The organism is Lachnoclostridium sp. An138, assembly GCF_002160765.1.
Taxonomy (GTDB): Bacteria; Bacillota; Clostridia; order Lachnospirales; family Lachnospiraceae; genus Laedolimicola; species Laedolimicola faecalis.
The window spans coordinates 16,163-37,735 of record NZ_NFLF01000027.1 but is presented as its reverse complement, the minus strand read 5'-3'; the positions used below and the strand labels follow the sequence as shown (position 1 = coordinate 37,735).

Sequence of the window (21,573 nt, the reverse complement as noted above, 5' to 3'; positions counted from 1 at the left end):
GAATAATGGTGAGAAGATAAAGTATAATGTCCATGAGCGTTGGCTCCTTTTGTATAAGGTTGGTTTGGCGATTGACATTATACCAGAAAAGGGAGGTCAATGCTCTTTTTATTTGCAAACCTCCGAAAAATCAAGGTAAAGCGTAACTTTTACAATAAAAAAAGAAGGTAGTTTTGACACTACCAAGAAAAATCAGGAGGAAGAGAGAATGAAACTGATTATTGACAATGCGAACATTGATGAGATTCGTTCCATGTATGAGTTTTTCCCCATGGACGGCGTGACCTGTAATCCGACGATTCTGGCCAAGGAAAAGCGCCCGCCCTATGAAGTGCTCAAGGAGATCCGCGATTTTATCGAGGAAGGCGAGCTGCATGTGCAGGTGGTCAGCGATCATGCCGACAATATGGTAGAGGAAGCTTACAAGATCCGCAAGGAACTGGGAGACGATACCTATATCAAGATTCCGACTACCAAGGAGGGCCTGAAGGCTATCCGTATCCTGGCGGCAGCCGGAATCAATGTGACGGCCACCGCAATTTATACCCAGATGCAGGCTTTTCTGGCTGCAAAGGCAGGAGCTCTTTATGTAGCGCCTTACATAAACCGCATTGATAACCTTGGTTCCGACGGTGTGCGCACAGCCAAGGAGATTCACGATATGTTCCGCAATTACAAGTTCCATACAGAGGTGCTGGCGGCCAGTTTCAAGAATTCCCGCCAGGTTATTTCCCTCTGCGAGTATGGGATCGGAGCGACGACGATTTCCCCGGATGTTCTTGAACTGCTGATTAAGAACGATTCAGTAACTGCAGCACTGAACACCTTCCGCAGAGATTTTGAAAAGCTCTGCGGTAAGGGGAAGACCATGCTGGACTGTGGCTGACAGGATGGATTGAGGCCAGAGGGTTGGCAGATATGAATGAAACTTCAGGTGTCCCTGTCGGAATTTCTGACAGGGATATTTTTCTGCTGAAAACAGAGTTGACATAATGCAATATTTTTGATATATGTGAAACAGGTGAAAATCTTTCTGCTTGTTTCAGGGAATTTCAATCCCGCAGGGGGAAGTTCTGGCAAATCGCCAATGTTTTTCACAGGATACTTTTATTTAATTAGGCGAGTGCCGGAACAAAAATTGTGCGGAAATGTCTCATTGGGCCGGAATGGAATTTTTTGATTCCGTGCATCGCCGGAGAGTGAGGTAAGAATGGAAAAAACTACGAGGAGTATTCGCAGGCGCAGCCTGGAGGATTTGAATGTGATGGATGATTTTCTGATGAATGTAGCGGCATCTGATCCGGAGGGCGGCGAAGAGTTCTGCCGTCTTCTGCTGTCGATACTGCTGGAGCGTGAAATCGGAAAAGTACGGGTGAACACTCAGAAAGTGATTCCAGCTTACAGTCCTGCGCTTCGGGGAATCCGCATGGATGTGGAGGTAGTGGAAGACACAGAGCCGGTGCTCAATGTCTATGATATTGAACCCTGTCTTTACCATCCAAAAGAAGGAAGTCTGGAGAAGCATAATCGATTTTATCAGGGAAGGATTGACGGGCGTTATCTGAGAAGCGGAGAGTGGGATTTTTCCAGACTTCCGAATCTGTATGTTATCATGATACTTCCGTATGATCCTTTCGGAGAAGGTTATATGATGTACCGTTTCCGAAATAAATGCGAGGAAGTTCCGGAACTTGACTATCAGGATGGATTGAGGTACATTTATCTTAATACAGCAGGGATAAAGGGAGGCAGTCCGGAGATTCGGCAGATGCTGGATTATCTCCAGAACAGTACGGAAGAAAACGTAAAGGGAGAAATGCTGCAGAGGATTCACCGGCATGTGGAAAAGGTGAAGGTGCGGCCGGAGGTGAGAGAAGAGTATATGCTGCTGGAAGAAAAAATTTATTATGAACGGAAAGAAGCTGCGCAAAGAGCAGATCAGCAGCGCAGAACGGCAGACATTCTTGAGCTTTTAGAGGACTATGGGAAAATTCCGGAGAAGCTTCAGAAGCGGATAGAGGAGGAAGAAAATCCGGATGTATTGAAGAGATGGCTCAAGCTTGCGGCGCGCTGGGAAGCTTTGCGGCATTTGAAGAACAGATGGAACAGCAGTAAAACGAGGTGTAACGTGCCCATCGCAGCTGAAGGATTAGGATTTGCAGATAAAGGGGACAGACGATGATAGATTTGCATTTACATTTTGACGGCTCTCTGCTGCCGCGCACGGTGCTGGAGCTGGCAGACGAGCAGGGAATCAAGCTTCCGGCCCGGGAGCCGGATGAGCTGAAGCTCTTTCTGACGGCTCCGGCAGACTGTGAAAGTCTGAATGAATATCTGGAAAAGTTTGATCTGCCTCTTCTGGTGCTGCAGACGAAGGAAGCGATCCGGAAAGGCATGTATACGCTGGCCAGTTCCCTGAAGGAGCAGGGAATGCTGTATGCGGAGATTCGTTTTGCACCCCAGCTTCATACCAAAAAGGGGCTCACACAGGACCAGGTGGTGAAAGCTGCCATCCTGGGGCTGCAGGAGGCCCTGGCAGGCTCGTTTTTTAAGGCAAAGCTGATCCTGTGCTGTATGCGCGGCACGGACAATCTGGAGGAAAACCTTCTGACGGTGCGGACAGCGGCGGCATATCTGGGCCGCGGCGTGGCCGCGGTGGATCTGGCCGGTGCAGAGGCCCTGTATCCCACGGAGGATTATGAGAAAGTCTTTGCTCTGGCACGGGAGCTGTCTGTACCGTTTACCATTCATGCCGGAGAAGCGGACGGGGCGGAAAGCGTGTGGGCGGCTCTCCGTATGGGAGCCTGCCGGATCGGCCATGGCGTGCGTGCCGGAGAAGACGCAGAGCTTCTGGCAGAGCTTCGGAAACGGCATATTCCTCTGGAAATGTGTCCCAGCAGCAACGTGCAGACAAAGGCCGTTCCGTCTCTTTCAGAGCATCCGGTGCTCCAGTATCTGCGGCAGGGACTGGCGGTGACGGTCAACACAGACAATATGACAGTTTCCGATACGACGATAGACCGGGAATTCCGGCTTCTTCAGGAGGAGCTTGGAATGACGCAGGAGGAACGAAAGACCCTTCTTCTGAATGCGGCAGATGCCGCGTTTCTCACAGAAGAAGAGCGCTGGCGGCTGAAGGATGTCATTGAGAAGGTGTGCTGAATAAGAAAAGGTTTTAATCCTGCTTATTTTCCTGTGGGGGCGGGCTGTGAGGCTGCATTTCATAATCTGCAGACAGGCTGTCTGTCGGAGCAATCATCAGGAAGTGTTTGGGAAAATTAAAATAGGAGTGCTGCTTTCCTGCAAAACAAAAATTTGCAGAAGAGCAGCACTCTTATTTTGATGAACGGCATATCTGCCGGACGGCCTCGGAACCACAGGTTCAGGGCCGCCTTTTTGGATATGGAAACAGTTTGTATCAGCCGGCCGTACAGCTAATCAGTTAAGCTTGATATTCTTGAACAGCTCGCCCAGGTTCGTGGTCAGTTCTTCGCTCTTGGGAAGCACAACTTTCTCTTCGCGCACTTCCTCAGCGGCCACATCTTTCAGCGCTTTCATGCTCAGGGACAGCTTGCCGTCCTTGATGGCGATAACCTTTACTTTTACGGTATCGCCGACTTTCAGGACAGCGTCCGGTGTCTTGATACGCTTGTCGGAAATCTGGGATACGTGAACCAGGCCGGAGAGGCCGTCGCCCAGATCGATGAATGCGCCGTAGGGCTGGATGCTTTCTACCTTTCCTTCTGTCACAAGACCAACCTGTACGTTGGAAATCTTTGCGCGGCGCTCCTCGGCCGCCTTTTCTCTTAAGAGCTCACGGGCAGAGAGAACCAGTCTCTTCTTTTCCGGCTCCACGGTGATAACCTGTACCTGAATCTCTTTATTCAGCCAGTCTTCCAGATTTTCCACATAGCTTAAGGAAAGCTTGGAAGCCGGAATAAAGCCGCGGATGCCCTCTACGTAAGCGACGACTCCACCCTTTACCACGCCGCCGACCTTTACGTCCAGCACGGTTTTTTCCTCCAGATACTGCTGCAGCTTTTTCCAGGCCACATCGTCCGCCGCGGCCTTTCTGGAAAGAAGGAGATGTCCCTGGCCGTCATCTGTGCGCAGAACGGTAGCGGTTACCTCGTCCCCTACATGAACATCGCTCTTGATGGAAAAGGACGGATCTTCTGAATAATCTTCCGCGCGGATAATTCCGTCTGTGTAAGATTTTAAATCTACGGTAACTTCCGTATCAGATACGCCGATGACAGTTCCGGTCAGCACGTCGCCTTCCTGTACTTTGCGCAGGGAAGCCTCCAGCTCGGTTGCGTAGTCGTCCATGGTCAGTTTCTCTTCCATTTTGCAAATACCCCTTTTCGTAAATAATATTCTGTAGATCAAAGAATTGTCCAATGCCTATATTATATGGTAAAATGGCATAAAAAGCAAACGTAAATCAGGAGAAAACCATATGAATATCGTAAAAATAAAAGGAATAGAGCTGGGAAAAGGAAGTCCCAAAATCTGCGTGCCTGTGACCGGGCGTACAAAGGAAGAAATCCGGCTCCGCCTGGAGAAGCTCCAGGAGGCGGAGCCGGATCTGGCGGAATGGAGAGCCGACTGGTACGAGGGGGTATTCGACCGGGAAAAACTGGAGGATGAGCTGGCTTTTCTGCGGCGGGAGCTGGGGAATATGCCCCTGCTTGTAACCTTCCGGACCAAAGAGGAAGGAGGCGAACAGGAGATTTCCCGGGAAGCCTATGAAAAATTCCTGCGGCAGGTGATTTCTTCCGGCCATGCGGATCTGATTGATGTGGAACTGTTCCGGGGGGAAGAGCTCCTTGCAGAGATTTGCCGGGAAGCCCATCAAGCCGGCGTAAAGGCAGTGGCTTCCAGTCATGATTTTAACGGGACGCCGGAAAAAGAGGAGATGATCCGGAGGCTCTGCCGGATGCAGGAATGCGGGGCGGATCTTCTGAAGCTGGCTGTCATGCCGCAGAACCCGGGAGATGTGCTGGAGCTCCTTTCGGCGACCTGGGAAATGAAGGAAAGATATGCGGAGCAGCCTTTGATTACCATGTCCATGGGAGGCACAGGGCTGGTGAGCCGGCTGGCGGGAGAAATTTTCGGATCGGCGCTGACCTTTGGATCAGCAGGCGCTGCGTCCGCGCCGGGACAGATCGGCGTAGGGGAGCTGAAAGCTGCCCTGGCACTCTTTCATGAAAACAGAGTTTCCGCATAGAATGTTAGAGACGGAAAAAGGCGGAGTGCTTCTGTGGATAATTCCAAAATTGAAAATATGCTGAACCTGGCCCTGGATGCCACGCCGGGAGAGCGGGCGCGCTCTCTGAATCTGGATGTGGGTTTTGACGGAGAGGAAAACACCTGGGAGCTGATTGTGAAATATTCCGGTTCTCTGTCCAGACTGGAGGAAGAGGGCATCAGGGTAACAGAGCTTTTGAACGAGTACGCGGTGCTGGTTGTGCCGGAATCCGGAATCGGGCGTCTGGCAGAAGTGCCGGAAATCGAATACATAGAGAAACCAAAGAGGCTGTTTTTCGCTGCAGAGCAGGGAAGGACAGCTTCCTGTGTCACCGGAGTGCAGAATGCCCGGTATGATTTATATGGGGATGGAGTTCTGGTGGCAGTGCTGGATTCCGGGGTGGATTATGCACATCCGGACTTTCGGAATGAGGATGGTACAACCCGGATTCTGGCCCTCTGGGATCAGACTATTCCGGGCAGGCCGCCGGCAGGATACCGGATTGGAACGGAATATACAAAGGAGCAGATCGATGAGGCGCTTGCCCAGAGCGATCCGGTCCGCAGGCGGGAGCTGGTGCCGAGCACAGATGTCAGCGGCCACGGGACCCGGGTCCTTGGAATAGCAGCCGGAAACGGGAGGGCCGGAGGAATACGCTACAGGGGAGTGGCTCCGAGAAGCTCCATCCTGGTGGTAAAGCTGGGGGTTCCCAGAACAGACAGCTTCCCCAGAACGACGGAGCTGATGCAGGCCCTGGATTACTGCATCCGCAAAGCGATGGAATATAGTCTGCCTGTGGCAGTCAATATCAGTTTCGGAAACACCTATGGCGCTCATGACGGCACCTCGCTTCTGGAAACCTATATCACCGACATGGCAAATATCTGGAAATCTGTTATCTGCATTGGAACGGGAAATGAAGGCTATGCGGCAGGTCATGCGTCGGACAGTCTTCAGGAAGGAGAAATAAAGCGGATTCAGCTGGCGGTAGGTGAATATGAAGGGGGGTTGAATCTGCAGATTTGGAAATCCTATCTGGATGATATTTCTGTATCGCTGGAAAGTCCGGGAGGGAGGAGCGCAGGTTTTATCCGGAACGTGCCGGGGGCTCAGCGTTTTGCGCTGGAGCAGACAGATATCCTGCTGTATTACGGAGAACCTTCTCCGTACAGCCAGTCCCAGGAGATTTATCTGGAATTTCTTCCGCAGACAGAGTATGTGGATTCCGGAATCTGGACATTGACGCTGGAAGCAAGAGAGATTCGGAATGGACGTTTTCATCTGTGGCTTCCAAGCGCGGCGGTTCTCAATGCCAATACCCGTTTTCTGGAACCGGAACCCTATATAACCCTTACAATTCCGTCCACAGCCCGGCGTACAGTAGCTGTGGGAGCTTATGACAGCCGGAGCCGGACGTATGCGGATTTTTCCGGCCGCGGGGATACCAGAGACGGACGGGAGCGGCCGATACTGGCCGCTCCCGGAGTCGATGTGGTGACGACCGTGCCCGGCGGCGGCTATGCCGCTGCCACGGGTACGTCTTTTGCGACGCCATTCGTGACCGGAGCAGCAGCGCTGCTCATGCAATGGGGTATCACAGATGGAAATGATCCGTTTCTGTACGGAGAAAAAGCCGCCGCGTACCTGAAAAAAGGGGCGCAGCCCCTGCCGGCCTTCCGGGCGTATCCGAATCCGCAGATTGGCTGGGGAACCCTTTGCGTGAGGGAAAGCCTGCCGGAGTGAGAAGAGGATGCCGATGAAAATCCGGTTTGGAAGATTTGAGGCAGCCGGGCCCTTCTTTTTCCAGCCGGCGTAATTAAAATTTAATTCTTTCCTCACACTTTGAACACATTTCCCTGATACACTAAAAGGCAAATGAGTGGAGGAAGGAGTTCATCTTTATGTACGATTATGAGAATAATTCACAGAACGCAGGCGGCTCTGCCTCTGATTCCGGTACGGAAAACAGTATGGGAACAGGCAGTGAATACCGCTACAGCGGACCGTTTTATCAGGATAATATCAGTTCCGATTCTTCATCGGAGGGAGCAGGCAGCAATTCCTCTTCCGGTTACAGCTACAGCTATGGCAGCGGAAGCTACAGGAATACCGGAGAGGTGACGCCAAAAAAGAAAAATAAAAAGAAGTTTGGAAGACTGGCAGCCAAGACTGTCTGCATTGCGCTGCTCTTTGGCGTAGTTGCGGGAGCGGCTTTCCAGGGAACCAATTATATAGGAAGGCAGCTGTTCGGGGATGATGTTACAGCTTCAGGCAGCGATAATGCCACGACAGTGACGCCGGAGATTGGCACGGTGACTCCCCAGACAGGAAGCAGCCAGACATCCGGAAATACGGTGGCTGATATTGTGGAGGAGTGTATGCCTTCGCTGGTAGCAATTACGAATGTCAGTGTCCGTGAGGTACAGAATTACTGGGGATGGGGCTGGTACAGCCAGCCGCAGGAGCAGGAAGAGGTTTCCACGGGAACCGGAATCATTATCGGACAGAATGATTCCGAGCTGCTGATTGTGACAAACAACCATGTCATTTCCGGAGCTTCGTCACTGACGGTATTGTTCAGTGTAGATGAAGGAAATGAAGACGCAAGCGCGGTAGAGGCTCAGATCAAGGGAACAGATGCCACAAAGGATATCGGTGTGATTGCGGTTCCTCTGAGAGAAATTCCGGATACGACCATGTCTCAGATTAAGGCGGCCAGCATCGGTGATTCTTCTCAGCTTAAGGTAGGAGATCAGGTAGTGGCCATCGGAAACGCTCTGGGATACGGCCAGTCGGTGACGACGGGTATCGTCAGCGCCCTTGACAGAGAAGTGACGCTGGAGAATGATGACGGAACGACCATCAACAACCGCCTGATTCAGACAGACGCGGCGATTAACCCTGGAAACAGCGGCGGAGCTCTTCTGAACATGCAGGGTGAGGTCATCGGAATCAACGAGGCGAAGCTGTCCTCCAGTTATGTGGAAGGTATGGGTTACGCGATTCCGATTTCCGATGTGGAAAGCATTATTGGAGATTTGAAGAGTCTGGAGACACGCTCTGAGGTAGCTGCGGAGAACATGGGATATCTGGGCGTGACCTGCCAGGATGTGACGCAGGAAGTGTCAGAGATGTATGATATGCCCGCAGGCGTTTACCTGAAGTCGATAGTTCCCAACTGCGCGGCAGAACAGGCCGGACTTCAGAAAGGCGATATCATTACAAGATTTGACGGTGTAAGCATCAGCAGCTATGAAGCCCTGCGTGAGCGTCTGCAGTATTACGAGGCAGGAGAGACCGTGGAAGTGACCGTACAGTCTCCGGGAGACGGCGGTTATACGGAAAAGACTGTGAATGTGACACTGAGCACACAGGCTGAGGTAGAGGCAAATCAATAAAGAAGGCAGAATGAGGCGGACTGCCGGGAGACCGGAACAGGTCTCCCGGCGCCGCGCTTTAGAGCCGGGCGCAGAAGGAAAAGCGCAGAATCCTTTTCCTTGCGTCCGGCTGTCCTTTTATGCTATACTCGGGGAAAGGAGTATAATACATATATGGAGAATAAGGATTATCTTGAGGACATAGAAAATAATGATACAGAGCATATGGACGCCGGCGGTGAGAAGGGGGACGTGACAGACCTTCAGACAGGCGGTTCTAAGACAGAGCAGGAAAAGGAAAGCGAAGAGGAGTACGAGCGCTTCTGCTTCCTCTGCCACCGGCCGGAGAGCCAGACCGGCAAGCTCATCACGCTGGGACAGGGGATTTCCATCTGTCCGGAATGTATGCAGAGAACCATGGATACGATCCAGAATGGGAATATTGATTTCTCAAAGCTTCAGGGAATCAACATGATCAATCTGTCGGATCTGCAGAATATGATGCCCCGCCAGCAGAAGGTAAAGAAGAAAAAGCCGAAGGAAGAAAAGGCGGCGGAGCCGGTCTTTGATATCCGGAAGATTCCCGCGCCCCACAAAATCAAGGGACAGCTGGATGAATACGTGATCGGACAGGATTACGCGAAAAAGGTGATTTCCGTGGCGGTATACAATCATTACAAGCGGGTGGCTACGGGGACCCAGGATGATATTGAGATCGAAAAATCCAACATCCTGATGATTGGACCTACCGGAAGCGGAAAGACTTATCTGGTGAAGACGCTGGCGCGGCTCCTTGACGTGCCTCTGGCCATAGCGGACGCCACTTCCCTGACCGAGGCGGGATATATCGGAGATGATATTGAGAGCGTGATTTCCAAGCTTCTGGCCGCTGCCGACAATGATGTGGAAAAGGCGGAGCGGGGAATCGTGTTCATCGACGAGATTGACAAGATTGCCAAGAAAAAGGATACGCACCACAGAGACGTAAGCGGCGAATCCGTGCAGCAGGGGCTTTTAAAGCTTCTGGAGGGAGCCGAGGTGGAGGTGCCTGTGGGAGCCAGCAGCAAGAATGCCATGGTTCCGCTGACGACAGTGAATACACGGAATATCCTTTTTATCTGCGGCGGAGCATTCCCGGATCTGGAAAATGTAATCAAGGAGCGTCTGAATAAAAAGTCTTCCATGGGCTTTCAGGCGGATTTAAAAGATAAATATGATAACGACCCCAATCTTCTGTCAAAGGTAACGCTGGAGGATCTGCGGAGCTTCGGCATGATTCCCGAGTTCCTGGGACGTCTTCCGGTGATCTGCACGCTGGATCGTCTGACCAAGGACATGCTGGTGCGGATTCTCAAGGAGCCGAAGAATGCGATTCTGAAGCAGTATCAGAAGCTTCTGGCTCTTGATGAGGTCCAGCTGGAGTTCGATGACGGAGCGCTGGAGGCCATCGCGGAGAAAGCGCTGGAGCGGGATACGGGAGCCCGTGCGCTGCGGGCGATTATTGAGGAATTTATGCTGGATATCATGTATGAGATTCCCAAAGATGACAATATCGGCCGGGTGACAATTACCCGGGAATACATTGAGCACAGAGGAGGCCCGCTGATTGCCATGCGCGGGGTTCTGAAGCTGGAAAGCCAGGAGGCTGCGGCTCAGGGCTGAAAGAAAAATGAAAAATGACTGCCTGAATGTGTGGAAGGGCATTGCGGCATTTTTTATCGTATGGATTCACTGCCGTTTTCCCGGAAAGGCGGGGGAACTCGTCGAAGGACTGGCACGATTTGCGGTTCCGCTGTTTTTCATGATAAGCGGATATTTTTCCGGGGGAAAGGAGCCGGCTGTGCTCTGGCGCAGATTCCGAAGCACTCTGCGGATGTATCTTTGGGCCAGCGCCGTATATTTTCTGTGGCGGCTTGTCATGCTGTACAGAGAGGGAAGCCTGTCCCTGGAAGCGGCAGGAAACATGTTTTCGCTGAAGGCCCTTGGAGAGCTGTTTCTCTGGAACCGTTCTCCCTTTGCCTACCACCTGTGGTTTCTGGGCGCGCTGCTGTACTGTTATCTGTTTTACGGCCTGCTGGCGCGGTTTCGGAAGGCGGAAGCCTTTTTTGTTCTGATTCCTCTCTGCCTGGGGGCCAATCTGGCGCTTGGAGAAGGCTTTCACATTCTGGACCTTCATGTTCCTACAGCCTGCGTCCGGAATTTCTGGCTGACAGGCCTGCCCTTCTTCCTGCTGGGATGCTGGATGGCGGGAAAACAGGAGGAGATACGGAGTTCCGGGAAAACAGGCTGGTGTCTGGCGGCGGCAGGAGTCTGCCTGACTGCGGCGGAGACGCTGCTTTTTGGAAAAGCGGAACTGTATCTGGGAAGCGTGCTGCTGAGCGCGGGGCTTTTTATGGCGGCCATTGAAAATCCGGGGATTGGCCGGGGAAGTCTGCCTGCCCATATAGGAGAAAAGGATTCCCGCCATATATATCTCTGGCATGTGATAGTGTATCAGTTTACGTCTTCTCTGGCTGACGGCCTGGGAATACGAAGTTATAAACTTTATCAGTGGCTGGTGCCGCTGTGGGTCTGCCTGGCATCCTGGATGCTGGCTGAGATTCTGGAAAGGAGAAAGACAGTATGAACAAAGACATATGGGATGATCTTGGAAGAGCGGTTACAGGGGCGGCGGATGCGGTGAGCCGCAAGGCCGGAGAAATTGTGGAGATTACCAGATTGAAAAATCAGATTTACAGTCTGGAAAGAGAGATCCGGCGGGACTATGAGGCTCTTGGAAAGATCGTGTATGAGCGGTACACGGAAGAAGGCGCGACCGAAAAGGAATTTGAGTCCCTTTGTGAGGAAATTGCCCGCAGGGAGATTTTGATCGATCAGTATGAAGGTGAGATCGACGACAGGAAAAAGGAAGTCTGATGCGGAAGAACCAGGTATTCTGGGGAAGTCTGTTCCTTCTGACGGTTGGACTGAATCTGGCGGCCCGGCTTGTGCCGGGCTTTGCTGAATGGTATGCCGGACACATCTACCCGCTGATTGTGGGGTCCTTTGCGCGTTTCTGCTCTCTGGTTCCGTTTTCGGTGGCGGAAATTCTTCTTTATGCACTGCTGCTCTCATTTCTGGCAGGGCTCCTGCTGATTCTGGTACGCAGGCTGTCTGTCCGGAGGGCCGTCCCGGTGCTGGCAAAGACTGTCATCGCGCTGTGTCTGATGTTTACACTGAACTGTGGTATCAATTATCACAGGCAGACTTTTTCGGAACGGGCCGGGTTTGAGCTTCAGGAATCTTCCGTGGAAGAGCTGAGAGCTCTCTGTGAAAAGCTGGCGGAGGAGTTGAATGAGGCGGCCGGAGCGATCCATGTGGACGCGGAAGGGCACATGATGCTGGAGGAAAACGTGGAGGCAGAAGCGGCAGAGGCCATGCAGGCGGCAGCGGAAGAGTATCCGGAGCTTGCCGGTTATTATCCGAAGGCCAAGAAGGTCCTTGGGTCCTGGCTTCTGTCTTACCAGCAGCTGCAGGGGATCTACAGCCCTTTTACTTTGGAGGCCAATTATAATGGAGACATGCCGGCGCAGGACATACCTTCTGCCATCTGCCATGAGCTTTCCCATCTGAAGGGATTTATGCGTGAGGATGAGGCTAATTTTATCGCGTATCTGGCCTGCAGGGCTTCTGACAGCGCGGCTTTCCGCTACAGCGGCGCCATGCTGGCCTGGATATACAGCGGGAATGCTCTTTACGAGCAGGACCCCCAGAGCTTCCGGGAAGTGCGGTCAGAGCTCTGTGAACAGGCAGTCCGGGATCTGGAAGATCACAATGCCTACTGGAATTCTTATGAAGGGACAGCAGCAGAGGTGGCCGATAAGATTAACGATACATATCTGAGAGCAAATGCCCAGGATGACGGTACCAGAAGCTATGGGCGCATGGTGGATCTGCTGCTTGCATGGAATCGGGAAAGAGGTGCGGAAAATGGAACTGATTGATTTGAGAAGAAACGACGGCACGCTGACCGGCGAGGTAAAGGAGCGTTCTCTGGTACACAGAGATGGAGATCTGCATGGCACTTCCCATGTGTGGCTGGTGCGCTACCGGCCTTCAAAAGGCTCAGCGGACGTGCTGCTTCAGAAGCGCAGCGCGGATAAGGATTCTTTTCCGGGGTATTATGATATCTCTTCCGCGGGCCACATTCCGTCGGGCCAGGATTTTCTGGAATCGGCAGTCCGGGAGCTTGAGGAAGAGCTGGGCGTAAAGGCCGAACCGGAAGAACTTCATTTTCTCTTTACGCATATCGGATACCATGAGCAGGAATTTTACGGCAGTCTTTTTAAAAATCATGAATACAGCAGGGTGTATCTGTATGAGTGTAATCTGCGCGAGGACGGGTTTCAGCTTCAGAAATCTGAGGTGGAGAGTGTCCGCTGGATCGATTACAGAGAATGCCTGGATGGAATCCGGAATGATACGCTGAAGCACTGCGTGTTTCCGGATGAGTTTGAAAAGCTTGCCGAAAGCATAGAAGCTTATTTTCAGGAGACAGGACGTCCTCTTGCCAGCGCGGCCACCGCGGAAACCTGGGCCGAGGACGCCCAGGGAGAGCTGGAGGACTGGATCGAGGAGCAGGGAATCTATATCCGCCAGTAGGCCGTGTCTGTCCGGAGACAGGAAAGGGAACAGAAGAAGTCAGGCCGGACAGATACCGGACAGATATCGGACATATTTATGTGGAATTTTTCCCGGCGCGTCTTCCCTGGAGGGCATTTTTAAGAAGGGCTGCCTGGTAGCGGCGCTCAGCCTCCTCCCAGTTGATGGTCTGGAACCAGGCCTTGATATAGCCGGCGCGCAGATTTTTATGCCTGAGGTAATAGGCATGCTCCCAGACATCGAGGTTTAGAATGGGAGTCAGGTTCTGGGAAAGGGGCGTATCCTGATTGGGGAGGGGAAGGATGACCAGTTTTCCCCGTTCGTCGGCGGCCAGCCAGAGATAGCCGGAGCCAAAGATCTTAAGAGCCATTTCGAAAAAGGCCTCATAAAAGTCGTCCCAGGTCTCAAAATCCAGATAGAGGGCGTCTTTCAGTTTGCCGGACAGCTCCGTGTGTTTCGGGGTCATACCGGCGAAATAGAACTGATGGTTATAGACGCCTCCCCCATTGTTCCAGACGCCCTGCCGGATGTCTTCCGGCAGCTTTTTGTTTTCCAGAATCAGACGTTCCAGCGTCCAGTCGTGGAACTCCGGATAAGGCTTCAGCAGCCGGTTCAGATTGTCCACATAGGCGCGCAGATGTCTGGAATGGTGAAGATACATGGTTTCTGTGTCAATATGGGGTTCCAGGGAGTCGTAAAGATAGGGAAGGGGAAGCAGTTCAAAGGGGTAATGCTGCACTGTCATGAAAATCACCTCGCAAGCAGTATATGCGCAGAAGAGGAAAATATACATTCCAAGAGGCAAGAGGAGGAATACAGTCAATGATGATACTGCCGGTTTCCGGTCTTCTGGTGATGCCGGATGTCAATTATTACTTTCAGAATGATTATATGGAAAAATATATGCAGGGGATGCCGGAGGAAGGCGCTGAAATTCTGTTCCTGCTTATGAAGCGCGAAAAAAAGATCAGCGACATGGCGCCAGAGGATTTCTGGCCGGTGGGAGTCACAGGTACGGTCACAGAGCTGGACAGCGAGGATCACAGCGTCAGCATCCGCACGACAGGCCGGGTAAATGTGGAAGTATTCCGGCAGGAGGATGGAAGGCTGGACGCGGTCTGTACGCCCAGGGAAGAGATCGGGGATCTGGATGAAGAAGCCCGGGCGAAAGCTTTCCGGGAAGTGCAGTCTGCCCTGCTTCAGTATATCAGCAGTTTCCAGTGGGGAATTGTGGCCAGAAATTATATTCTGCGGTGGAAAACCATGGAGGAGATGGCGGCGGGGCTTTCCTATCAGCTCAATATGACGGATGAGGAAAAATACCGGATCGTGGAAGCGGATCGGATCTCAGAGCGTTATCAGAGGATTGAGCAGGCGGTCTATGAGTTTATCGAAGTCTCAAAGGTCGGCGCGGACGCGCAGAAGGCACAGACGGAATCCAATGAAAAGCTGTACCGGGAGGAGGCTCTCAAGAAACAGATTGCGATTCTTCAGAAGGAACTGGACGACATGCATCCGGAAAGCGTGACGGATGTACGGAAATTCGAGAAAAAGATCCAGGAAGCCGGAATGAATGAGACGGCCCGAAAAGAGGCGGAGAAGGTCTTAAACCGCATGAAGCAGGAGGGCGAGAACAGCCACGAATACGGCATGCTGTATGACTATCTGGATTTTGTGACCACTCTCTCCTGGAAAAAGGAAGAGACGGTTTCCATTGATTTGGAAGAAGCGGAACAGATCCTGGATGAGGACCATTACGGCCTGAAAAAGATCAAGGAACGCATCATCCAGCAGCTGGCGGCCATGAAGCTGAAAAACAGACAGTCGGGTTCTATTCTGCTGTTTGTGGGCCCGCCCGGAACAGGCAAGACCAGTATCGGCCAGAGCATTGCCCGGGCGCTGGGACGGAAGTATGTTCGGATCAGCCTGGGCGGAATCCGGGACGAGGCGGAGATACGCGGCCACAGACGCACCTATATCGGAGCCATGCCCGGCAGGATCATGGAGGGAATAAAACGGAGCGGCGTCTCCAATCCGGTGATGGTGCTGGATGAGGTGGATAAGCTGACGAAGGCCTTTGACGGAGATCCTTCCAGCGCCCTTTTGGAGGCTCTTGACCCGGAGCAGAATCACAGTTTTACCGATCATTATATGAATGTGCCGTACGATCTTTCGGATGTGCTCTTTATCTGTACAGCCAACACCACAGAGACGATTCCTGAGCCGCTTTTAAACCGCATGGAGGAGATCGATTTCCGGGGATATACAGAGACAGAAAAACTGGAGATCGCGAAACGCCACCTTCTTCCGAAGGCGATGGAACAGACCGGGATCAGCCCCGGTCAGCTGGAGCTGTCCGAAGAAATCCTGCGGACTGTTATCGAGGACTATACCATGGAAGCGGGGGTCCGGGGATTGAGAAAACAGCTGGATGCAGTCTGCCGGACGGCTGCGGTCCGCCTGGTAAAAGGAGAAGCGGCTCCGATCCGGGTACAGGAGGATGAGCTTTCCACGTTATTCGATATGCAGCCCGTATTTCATGAACAGCTTGTCACGCCGGACCGCCCGGGCATCGTGACAGGGCTTGCCTGGACCCAGGCGGGAGGAGATATTCTCTTTATCGAAACCATGTTTACGAAAGGAAAAGGAGAGCTTGTCCTCACCGGGCAGCTGGGCGATGTGATGAAGGAATCCGCTCAGATAGCGGTGAGTCTGGTGAAGTCTCTGTTCCCGGATAAGACAGAGCTTTTTGAAGAAAACGATCTCCATATCCACGTGCCTGCGGGCGCGGTTCCCAAGGACGGCCCGTCGGCCGGCATCACGCTGACGACAGCGCTGGCTTCTCTGGTCACCGGTCATATCGTGAATCCGAAATGCGCGATGACAGGCGAGGTATCCTTAAAAGGCCGGCTGATGCCCATCGGCGGTCTGCCTGAGAAACTGATGGCGGCTGTCAGGTCCGGTGTGAAAAAAGTATTTATTCCAAAGGAAAATGTCCGGGATCTGTCAGAGGTTCCCCAGGAGATTCGGGACAGACTGAAAATCGTCCCGGTGCAGAAGGTGGCCGAGGTGCTGGAGAAGACGGGGGTTCTGGAGAAGAAGAAAAAAGGGGACAAAGAAGACAAAGAAGAAACCTGACAGGTTATCGAAGCCGGAAGACATGCTTCAGAAGTTTAAGAAGTTTAAAAAGCGCGGTCTGCAGAGAGATTTGTTTCTGTCTGCAGGCGGCGCTTTTATCAGAATATATTTCCACTAAGCTGTCACCCATATTTCTTCGCCATCCGCCAGGAATACCAGATAGATACAGCTGCGTCTGCTATCAGAATCAGCATGGACCACAGCAGGCAGGCGCCGGCCCTGGTCATAAGGCTTACGGCGGTGATCAGAATGCCGCTGATGATAAAAGTGATGCCGCCGAATTTCTGGCTTTTCTTCCAGGTAATCTCATTTTTCCGGCTCCATGTTGTGCGCAGGCCGATGACAGAATTATTTTTCAGCTTGGGCATGATGTTGCCGCACACAATCAGGAGAAGACCGAGGCAGGCAAACACAAGGTTTGTGATATTTACAGGAAGCTCTGAAAGGTTTTCTACCTGATGAAAGTCGGTATACAGGAAATAAAAGGTCATCAGGTTGAACAGGAGAAGCGTGCACAAGCCCGTAATCACGGTAACCTTCTCATTGTTAGTTCCATTGTTATCTCCGCTGTCGCTGTCATTTCCGCTTTTTTCCTGCTTTGCCGCATATTTTGCCATAGCCATCATAAAAAAGCCGAAGAGAATGGTAAGCAGAGGAAAAATCAGAGACTCATATTTGCTTCCCCAGCGGTCCACCTGATTATCCGCGCCGTAATGGGCGGGTATCTGGTCCGGCAGCAGAGGCAGCGCAATGAGGGTGGCAGCCAGAGGCAGCAGCATCAGGGTATAATACAGCCATTTCTTAGTTTTCACAGTCGGTTCCTCCCCTTAGTTCATTCATCCACAGAATCGTTTCATCCAGAATAGAAAGATTGAGTTCATAATAAATGAAATTTTTGTATCTGGTCTCATAGATCAAGTCTGCCTTTTTCAGCCTTGCCAGATGGTAAGACAGGGCCTGGGGCGTTACCCCCAGGGCAGCAGCCAGATCGCCGGAGCTGATTTTTCCCTTTTTCAGCTTGAGCAGAATATTGCGTCGGTTTTCATCGGCCAGTGCAGCCAGAACTTCGTGAACAGCCAGAGTGATCACTTCCAAACTATTTAAAAATTTCTTTAATTAGATTGTAGTAGAAGGAAAGAGGGAAGTCAATAACAGCTTAAAAGTAATTTTAAATACTTTTGAACAGAAAAAAGGAACTGAATTTTTTCAGTTCCTTTCAGAAAAATCGGAGTAACAGGATTTGAACCTGCGACCTCTCGGCCCCCAGCCGAGCGCGCTACCAAGCTACGCCATACTCCGACGACTCACGTGCGAATATTATTTTATTCGATATGACACGTTTTGTCAAGAAGTTTTTTTATTGGCGGACAGGTTTTAGAGGCTGTTTTTCAATTCTCTTATGAATTCCGGCGTCGTGCCGCAGCAGCCGCCGAGGATCGAAGCGCCTGCCTTCTGCAGGGTCTTCATGTGACGGGCGAATTCTTCCGGTCCCATATGGTATACGGCCTCGCCGGTCTCGCTGATGGTGGGCATACCCGCATTGGGCTTGGCAATGACGGGGACGGACACGCGGCTGCGGATACCGGAGATGACGGACTCCAGCTGATCCGGGCCGGTGGAGCAGTTGCAGCCCACAGCGGCCGCGCCCAGGACCTCCAGTTCTTCGACGGCGTCGAAGATATTTCCGCCGAAAAACAGGCTTCCGTCGGCTTCCATGGTCAGGGTGCAGAAGACCGGCAGATCGCAGACGGAGGCAGCCGCGTCGAGAATCACCATGGTTTCGTTGGAAGCCAGCATGGTTTCCGCCACAAGAAGGTCTGCTCCGGCCTCCGCAAGATAGGTAATCTGTTCCCGGTAGGCGTCGTAGAGCGTTTCATAGGACATAGGTCCCAGAGGCTCCATCATTTTACCGGTAGTGGTCAGATCCCCCGCCACCAGCGCCCGGCCGCCGGAAGCTGTCCTGCTTAAGGATACCAGAGTTTTGTTCAGAGACTCCGTTTCGTCTGCCAGTCCGTGTTCCCGGAGACTGACGCGGTTTGCCATAAAGGTGGGAGCGTAGATGATGTCAGAACCTGCTTCCACATAGTCCTGCTGCAGTTTTATCAGTATGTCCGGATGATCAGCCACCCATTTTTCCGTGCAGATTCCCTTTGGCATTCCTGCCTTCATCAGATTGGAGCCTGTGGCGCCGTCGAGAATCAGAGGGCCTTTTTTCAGCCGGTCGAGAAGTTCCTGTCTGGTCATGTCGTTTCCTCGCTTTTCTTTCGTGAATCTCCGCAGAGGGGAGAGCATCGGGGGGACTGCAGGCGGAAATGTGGTTTTGCGCCCGCAGGAAGCCATATCATATTCCTCAGCGCCGGCGTATCAGGGCTGTAATTCTGTATTGTCCTCTGGTATGCCGACGCTATCAGTATAGTATAAAAACAGCGGCACGTAAAGGGCAGAAGAAAATTCAAAAGGACAGCCCCATAAGTCAGAAAAAGATTCGGGCGGACAGACAGAAAACAGAAAAAAATAGGGTTTGTCAGGAAAGGCTTGACGGGAGTGATAAAATCAGGTTAAAATTTGCCGGTAATAAAGAAAGCTTTCTAATCAGAAAAATCTATCAGGATAAATTTTATCAGGAAACAGATTGAGACAGACAAAGAGGTCGCGAGAGCCTTTTTTGTCTGTTTTTTTTATGTTTTGAAAGGAGGAGTATCATGCGGCTGAATCCAAAGGAAAAAGAGAAGCTGCTCCTGCATCTTGCCGGAAATCTGGCTAAGGAACGCAGGGAAAGAGGCCTGAAGCTGAATTATCCGGAGGCGCTGGCCTATATAAGCTCGGAGCTGATGGAGCTTGCAAGGGATGGAAAGACCGTTGTGGAGCTGATGCAGCTCGGCACTAAAATTCTGGCCAGAGAGGACGTCATGGAGGGAGTGGCAGACATGATCGATGAGGTTCAGGTGGAGCCTACTTTCCCGGATGGCACAAAGCTGGTGACGGTTCATAATCCCATACAGTAAGCCCTGCGGCAGAAAGGAGAATGTTTATGAAAATCGGAGAAATCATGCCCCTCGACCGGGATATCATTTTAAATGAAGGGAAAGATACGGTGGCTCTTCTTGTGGCGAATACAGGAGACCGGCCGATCCAGGTAGGGTCCCATTATCATTTTTTCGAGGTGAACAGAAGACTTTCCTTTGACAGAGAGAAAGCATATGGGTATCACCTGGATATCCCGTCAGGGACCTCGGTGCGTTTTGAGCCGGGTGAGGAAAAAGAAGTGCAGCTTACGCGGATGGGCGGACGGCGCCGGGTATTCGGCCTGAATGATTTGACCTGCGCGCAGACAGGAGAGGATACGCTGGATATATCCATGGAACGCGCGAAGCTGAAGGGATTTCTGTAAGGAGGCGAAAGATAGTGAGTGTAAAAATATCTGGCAGTAAATATGCGGCCATGTACGGCCCCACTGTGGGCGATAAGGTGCGTCTGGCCGACACAAGCCTTGTAATAGAAGTGGAGAAGGATTATACCACCTATGGAGACGAAGTAAAATTTGGCGGCGGAAAGACCATCCGTGATGGTATGGGACAGTCTGTGAAGACGAAAAGCGCGGACGGAGATCTGGATCTGGTGATTACCAATGCGCTGATCGTGGATGTAAATGGTATCGTTAAGGCGGATATCGGAATCAAGGACGGAAAAATCAAAGGAATCGGAAAAGCGGGAAATCCGGACATTATGGACGGCGTGACGCCCGGCATGACGGTGGGAGCGTCTACGGAGGCCCTAGCAGGAGAAAATCTTATCGTGACAGCGGGCGGAATCGATACGCATATCCATTTTATCAGCCCCCAGCAGATTGACTGCGCGCTGTACAGCGGCGTAACCACAATGATCGGAGGAGGCACAGGGCCTGCGGACGGAACCAATGCGACCACCTGTACCCCTGGCCCCTGGAATCTGAAGATGATGCTGAAGGCGGCAGAGGAATATCCGATGAATCTCGGTTTCCTCGGGAAAGGCAACTGCTCCGACGAGCAGCCGCTGATCGAGCAGATCAAAGCCGGAGCCATGGGACTCAAGATTCACGAGGACTGGGGCTCCACTCCCGCTGTCATCGACCACTGCCTGAACGTGGCGGATGATTATGACGTGCAGGTAGCGATTCATACGGATACCCTGAATGAAGGCGGCTGCGTGGAGGACACGCTGGCGGCTATCGGAGGCCGGACCATTCACACCTATCATACAGAGGGAGCGGGAGGCGGCCACGCGCCGGATATCATCCGCGCGGCGGCGGCCCCCAACGTGCTCCCGTCTTCCACGAATCCGACCATGCCGTACACGGTCAATACCATAGACGAGCACCTGGATATGCTGATGGTCTGCCATCATCTGGACAAACGGATTCCGGAGGATATCGCCTTCGCGGATTCCCGCATCCGCCCGGAGACCATCGCGGCGGAGGACGTGCTTCATGACATGGGCATTTTCAGCATGATGAGCTCTGATTCCCAGGCCATGGGCCGCGTGGGCGAGGTCATCGCCCGGACCTGGCAGACGGCCAGCAAGATGAAGGACGAAAGAGGAGCGCTCCCGGAGGACGAAGGCCATGGCAACGACAACTTCCGTGTAAAACGGTACATAGCGAAATACACGATTAACCCGGCTGTCACTCACGGAATCTCTCAGTATGTGGGCTCTGTGGAAGAAGGAAAGCTGGCGGATCTGGTTCTGTGGAATCCGGCCTTCTTCGGAATCAAGCCGGATATGATTATCAAAGGCGGCATGATTCTTGCTTCCAAGATGGGAGACGCCAACGCGTCTATTCCCACCACGCAGCCGGTGTTCTATCAGCCCATGTTCGCCGCCCATGGCAAGGCGAAATACGAAGCCTGCCTGACCTTTGTCTCAAAGGCGGCCATGGAAGAGCATGTGAAAGAAAAATACGGCCTGGAAAAGACCGTTGTTCCCGTGTCCGGCTGCCGCAGCATCGGAAAGAAGGATATGGCGTACAACAGCAGCACACCGGAACTGACCGTTGATCCCGAGACCTATAAGGTTACGGTGGACGGAGAAGAGATTACCTCAAAGCCGGCGGAAAAGCTGCCGCTGACCCAGCTCTACAGCCTGTTCTGACAAGGCGGCGGAAACGGAAAGCCGGGCGGCTGCAGGGCA

20 protein-coding genes and 1 tRNA gene are annotated in these 21,573 nt (G+C 52.4%); 15 read left to right on the top strand and 6 right to left on the bottom strand.

Going from position 1 to position 21,573, the window contains the following annotated elements; translation table 11 throughout:
- Positions 1 to 208: 208 nt before the first annotated feature.
- The 3 genes from B5E82_RS16075 to add all read left to right on the top strand — a co-directional run bounded on the left by B5E82_RS16075 (position 209) and on the right by add (position 3,162).
- On the top strand, positions 209 to 886 hold the full coding sequence (locus B5E82_RS16075; RefSeq protein WP_087308543.1) for a transaldolase family protein: 678 nt from the start codon (positions 209 to 211) through the stop codon (positions 884 to 886).
- A gap of 324 nt (positions 887 to 1,210) precedes the next feature.
- On the top strand, positions 1,211 to 2,182 hold the full coding sequence (locus B5E82_RS16070) for a hypothetical protein (RefSeq protein ID WP_087308542.1): 972 nt from the start codon (positions 1,211 to 1,213) through the stop codon (positions 2,180 to 2,182).
- Positions 2,179 to 3,162 (top strand): adenosine deaminase, encoded by a 984-nt coding sequence (gene add, locus B5E82_RS16065; protein WP_087308541.1) that lies wholly within the window; start codon positions 2,179 to 2,181, stop codon positions 3,160 to 3,162. The genes B5E82_RS16070 and add overlap by 4 nt, the downstream gene beginning before the upstream one ends.
- A 276-nt stretch (positions 3,163 to 3,438) precedes the next feature.
- On the opposite strand, the gene B5E82_RS16060 is transcribed toward add, so the two are convergent.
- On the bottom strand, positions 3,439 to 4,347 hold the full coding sequence (locus tag B5E82_RS16060) for a S1 RNA-binding domain-containing protein (RefSeq protein ID WP_087308540.1): 909 nt from the start codon (positions 4,345 to 4,347) through the stop codon (positions 3,439 to 3,441).
- Positions 4,348 to 4,459: 112 nt separating this feature from the next.
- Here B5E82_RS16060 and aroD point away from each other — a divergent pair, with 112 nt between their 5' ends.
- From aroD to B5E82_RS16020, 8 genes are all read left to right on the top strand, one after another.
- Complete coding sequence (gene aroD / locus B5E82_RS16055; protein WP_087308539.1) at positions 4,460 to 5,230, top strand: type I 3-dehydroquinate dehydratase; 771 nt, start codon at positions 4,460 to 4,462, stop codon at positions 5,228 to 5,230.
- Positions 5,231 to 5,263: 33 nt separating this feature from the next.
- Complete coding sequence (locus tag B5E82_RS16050; protein WP_087308538.1) at positions 5,264 to 6,994, top strand: S8 family peptidase; 1,731 nt, start codon at positions 5,264 to 5,266, stop codon at positions 6,992 to 6,994.
- Positions 6,995 to 7,152: 158 nt separating this feature from the next.
- The gene (locus tag B5E82_RS16045) at positions 7,153 to 8,649 is read left to right on the top strand and encodes a S1C family serine protease (protein WP_242966350.1); all 1,497 of its coding nucleotides are present in this window, start codon (positions 7,153 to 7,155) and stop codon (positions 8,647 to 8,649) included.
- Positions 8,650 to 8,802: 153 nt separating this feature from the next.
- Entirely contained in the window at positions 8,803 to 10,290 is a 1,488-nt protein-coding gene (clpX, locus tag B5E82_RS16040) for an ATP-dependent Clp protease ATP-binding subunit ClpX (RefSeq protein WP_087308537.1), read from the top strand.
- Positions 10,291 to 10,297: 7 nt separating this feature from the next.
- On the top strand, positions 10,298 to 11,254 hold the full coding sequence (locus B5E82_RS16035) for an acyltransferase (RefSeq protein ID WP_087308536.1): 957 nt from the start codon (positions 10,298 to 10,300) through the stop codon (positions 11,252 to 11,254).
- Complete coding sequence (locus B5E82_RS16030) at positions 11,251 to 11,544, top strand: hypothetical protein (RefSeq protein ID WP_087308535.1); 294 nt, start codon at positions 11,251 to 11,253, stop codon at positions 11,542 to 11,544. Before B5E82_RS16035 ends, B5E82_RS16030 begins: the two co-directional genes overlap by 4 nt.
- Positions 11,544 to 12,611 (top strand): DUF3810 domain-containing protein, encoded by a 1,068-nt coding sequence (locus B5E82_RS16025; protein WP_140393164.1) that lies wholly within the window; start codon positions 11,544 to 11,546, stop codon positions 12,609 to 12,611. The genes B5E82_RS16030 and B5E82_RS16025 overlap by 1 nt, the downstream gene beginning before the upstream one ends.
- Positions 12,598 to 13,269 carry an NUDIX hydrolase gene (locus B5E82_RS16020; protein ID WP_087308534.1) on the top strand — a complete coding sequence of 224 codons (672 nt, stop codon included), beginning with the start codon at positions 12,598 to 12,600 and terminating at the stop codon, positions 13,267 to 13,269. Before B5E82_RS16025 ends, B5E82_RS16020 begins: the two co-directional genes overlap by 14 nt.
- A gap of 76 nt (positions 13,270 to 13,345) precedes the next feature.
- Here B5E82_RS16020 and B5E82_RS16015 read toward each other — a convergent pair whose 3' ends face one another.
- A complete protein-coding gene (locus tag B5E82_RS16015; RefSeq protein WP_087308533.1) occupies positions 13,346 to 14,014 on the bottom strand; it encodes a superoxide dismutase in 669 nt (222 codons plus the stop codon).
- Between the two features lie 77 nt (positions 14,015 to 14,091).
- On the opposite strand from B5E82_RS16015, the gene lon reads away from it, so the two are divergent.
- Positions 14,092 to 16,407, top strand: a complete 2,316-nt coding sequence (gene lon, locus B5E82_RS16010; protein WP_087308532.1) for an endopeptidase La — start codon at positions 14,092 to 14,094, stop codon at positions 16,405 to 16,407.
- A gap of 122 nt (positions 16,408 to 16,529) precedes the next feature.
- Here the strand turns inward: lon and B5E82_RS16005 are convergent, their stop codons facing one another.
- From B5E82_RS16005 to B5E82_RS15990, 4 genes are all read right to left on the bottom strand, one after another.
- The gene (locus B5E82_RS16005) at positions 16,530 to 17,219 is read right to left on the bottom strand and encodes a DUF1648 domain-containing protein (RefSeq protein ID WP_087308531.1); all 690 of its coding nucleotides are present in this window, start codon (positions 17,217 to 17,219) and stop codon (positions 16,530 to 16,532) included.
- On the bottom strand, positions 17,209 to 17,496 hold the full coding sequence (locus B5E82_RS16000; protein WP_330398400.1) for a metalloregulator ArsR/SmtB family transcription factor: 288 nt from the start codon (positions 17,494 to 17,496) through the stop codon (positions 17,209 to 17,211). Before B5E82_RS16000 ends, B5E82_RS16005 begins: the two co-directional genes overlap by 11 nt.
- 136 nt (positions 17,497 to 17,632) lie before the next feature.
- Positions 17,633 to 17,706, bottom strand: a tRNA-Pro gene (locus B5E82_RS15995).
- A 75-nt stretch (positions 17,707 to 17,781) separates the two neighbouring features.
- Complete coding sequence (locus tag B5E82_RS15990) at positions 17,782 to 18,651, bottom strand: homocysteine S-methyltransferase family protein (protein WP_087308530.1); 870 nt, start codon at positions 18,649 to 18,651, stop codon at positions 17,782 to 17,784.
- Between the two features lie 458 nt (positions 18,652 to 19,109).
- Here B5E82_RS15990 and ureA point away from each other — a divergent pair, with 458 nt between their 5' ends.
- Genes ureA through ureB (B5E82_RS15970) form a run of 3 tightly spaced genes read left to right on the top strand, consistent with a single transcriptional unit; the run spans position 19,110 to position 21,534 of the window.
- Positions 19,110 to 19,412 carry an urease subunit gamma gene (gene ureA, locus B5E82_RS15980; protein WP_087308528.1) on the top strand — a complete coding sequence of 101 codons (303 nt, stop codon included), beginning with the start codon at positions 19,110 to 19,112 and terminating at the stop codon, positions 19,410 to 19,412.
- Positions 19,413 to 19,438: 26 nt separating this feature from the next.
- Positions 19,439 to 19,798 (top strand): urease subunit beta, encoded by a 360-nt coding sequence (gene ureB / locus B5E82_RS15975; RefSeq protein WP_087308527.1) that lies wholly within the window; start codon positions 19,439 to 19,441, stop codon positions 19,796 to 19,798.
- 14 nt (positions 19,799 to 19,812) lie between these two features.
- Positions 19,813 to 21,534, top strand: coding sequence for an urease subunit beta (ureB, locus tag B5E82_RS15970; RefSeq protein WP_087308526.1), 1,722 nt, complete (start codon positions 19,813 to 19,815; stop codon positions 21,532 to 21,534).
- Positions 21,535 to 21,573: the final 39 nt, after the last annotated feature.

What these genes read in the sequence shown, in the direction of transcription:
- B5E82_RS16070 (WP_087308542.1), top strand. Translation starts at nt 1,211, where the DNA reads ATGGAAAAAACTACGAGGAGTATTCGCAGGCGCAGCCTGGAGGATTTG.
- B5E82_RS16060 (WP_087308540.1), bottom strand. Translation starts at nt 4,347, where the DNA reads ATGGAAGAGAAACTGACCATGGACGACTACGCAACCGAGCTGGAGGCT.
- B5E82_RS16025 (WP_140393164.1), top strand. Translation starts at nt 11,544, where the DNA reads ATGCGGAAGAACCAGGTATTCTGGGGAAGTCTGTTCCTTCTGACGGTT.
- B5E82_RS16015 (WP_087308533.1), bottom strand. Translation starts at nt 14,014, where the DNA reads ATGACAGTGCAGCATTACCCCTTTGAACTGCTTCCCCTTCCCTATCTT.
- B5E82_RS16075 (WP_087308543.1), top strand. Translation starts at nt 209, where the DNA reads ATGAAACTGATTATTGACAATGCGAACATTGATGAGATTCGTTCCATG.
- aroD (WP_087308539.1), top strand. Translation starts at nt 4,460, where the DNA reads ATGAATATCGTAAAAATAAAAGGAATAGAGCTGGGAAAAGGAAGTCCC.
- B5E82_RS16035 (WP_087308536.1), top strand. Translation starts at nt 10,298, where the DNA reads ATGAAAAATGACTGCCTGAATGTGTGGAAGGGCATTGCGGCATTTTTT.
- clpX (WP_087308537.1), top strand. Translation starts at nt 8,803, where the DNA reads ATGGAGAATAAGGATTATCTTGAGGACATAGAAAATAATGATACAGAG.
- B5E82_RS16020 (WP_087308534.1), top strand. Translation starts at nt 12,598, where the DNA reads ATGGAACTGATTGATTTGAGAAGAAACGACGGCACGCTGACCGGCGAG.
- ureA (WP_087308528.1), top strand. Translation starts at nt 19,110, where the DNA reads ATGCGGCTGAATCCAAAGGAAAAAGAGAAGCTGCTCCTGCATCTTGCC.
- B5E82_RS15990 (WP_087308530.1), bottom strand. Translation starts at nt 18,651, where the DNA reads ATGACCAGACAGGAACTTCTCGACCGGCTGAAAAAAGGCCCTCTGATT.
- add (WP_087308541.1), top strand. Translation starts at nt 2,179, where the DNA reads ATGATAGATTTGCATTTACATTTTGACGGCTCTCTGCTGCCGCGCACG.
- B5E82_RS16030 (WP_087308535.1), top strand. Translation starts at nt 11,251, where the DNA reads ATGAACAAAGACATATGGGATGATCTTGGAAGAGCGGTTACAGGGGCG.
- lon (WP_087308532.1), top strand. Translation starts at nt 14,092, where the DNA reads ATGATGATACTGCCGGTTTCCGGTCTTCTGGTGATGCCGGATGTCAAT.
- B5E82_RS16045 (WP_242966350.1), top strand. Translation starts at nt 7,153, where the DNA reads ATGTACGATTATGAGAATAATTCACAGAACGCAGGCGGCTCTGCCTCT.
- ureB (WP_087308527.1), top strand. Translation starts at nt 19,439, where the DNA reads ATGAAAATCGGAGAAATCATGCCCCTCGACCGGGATATCATTTTAAAT.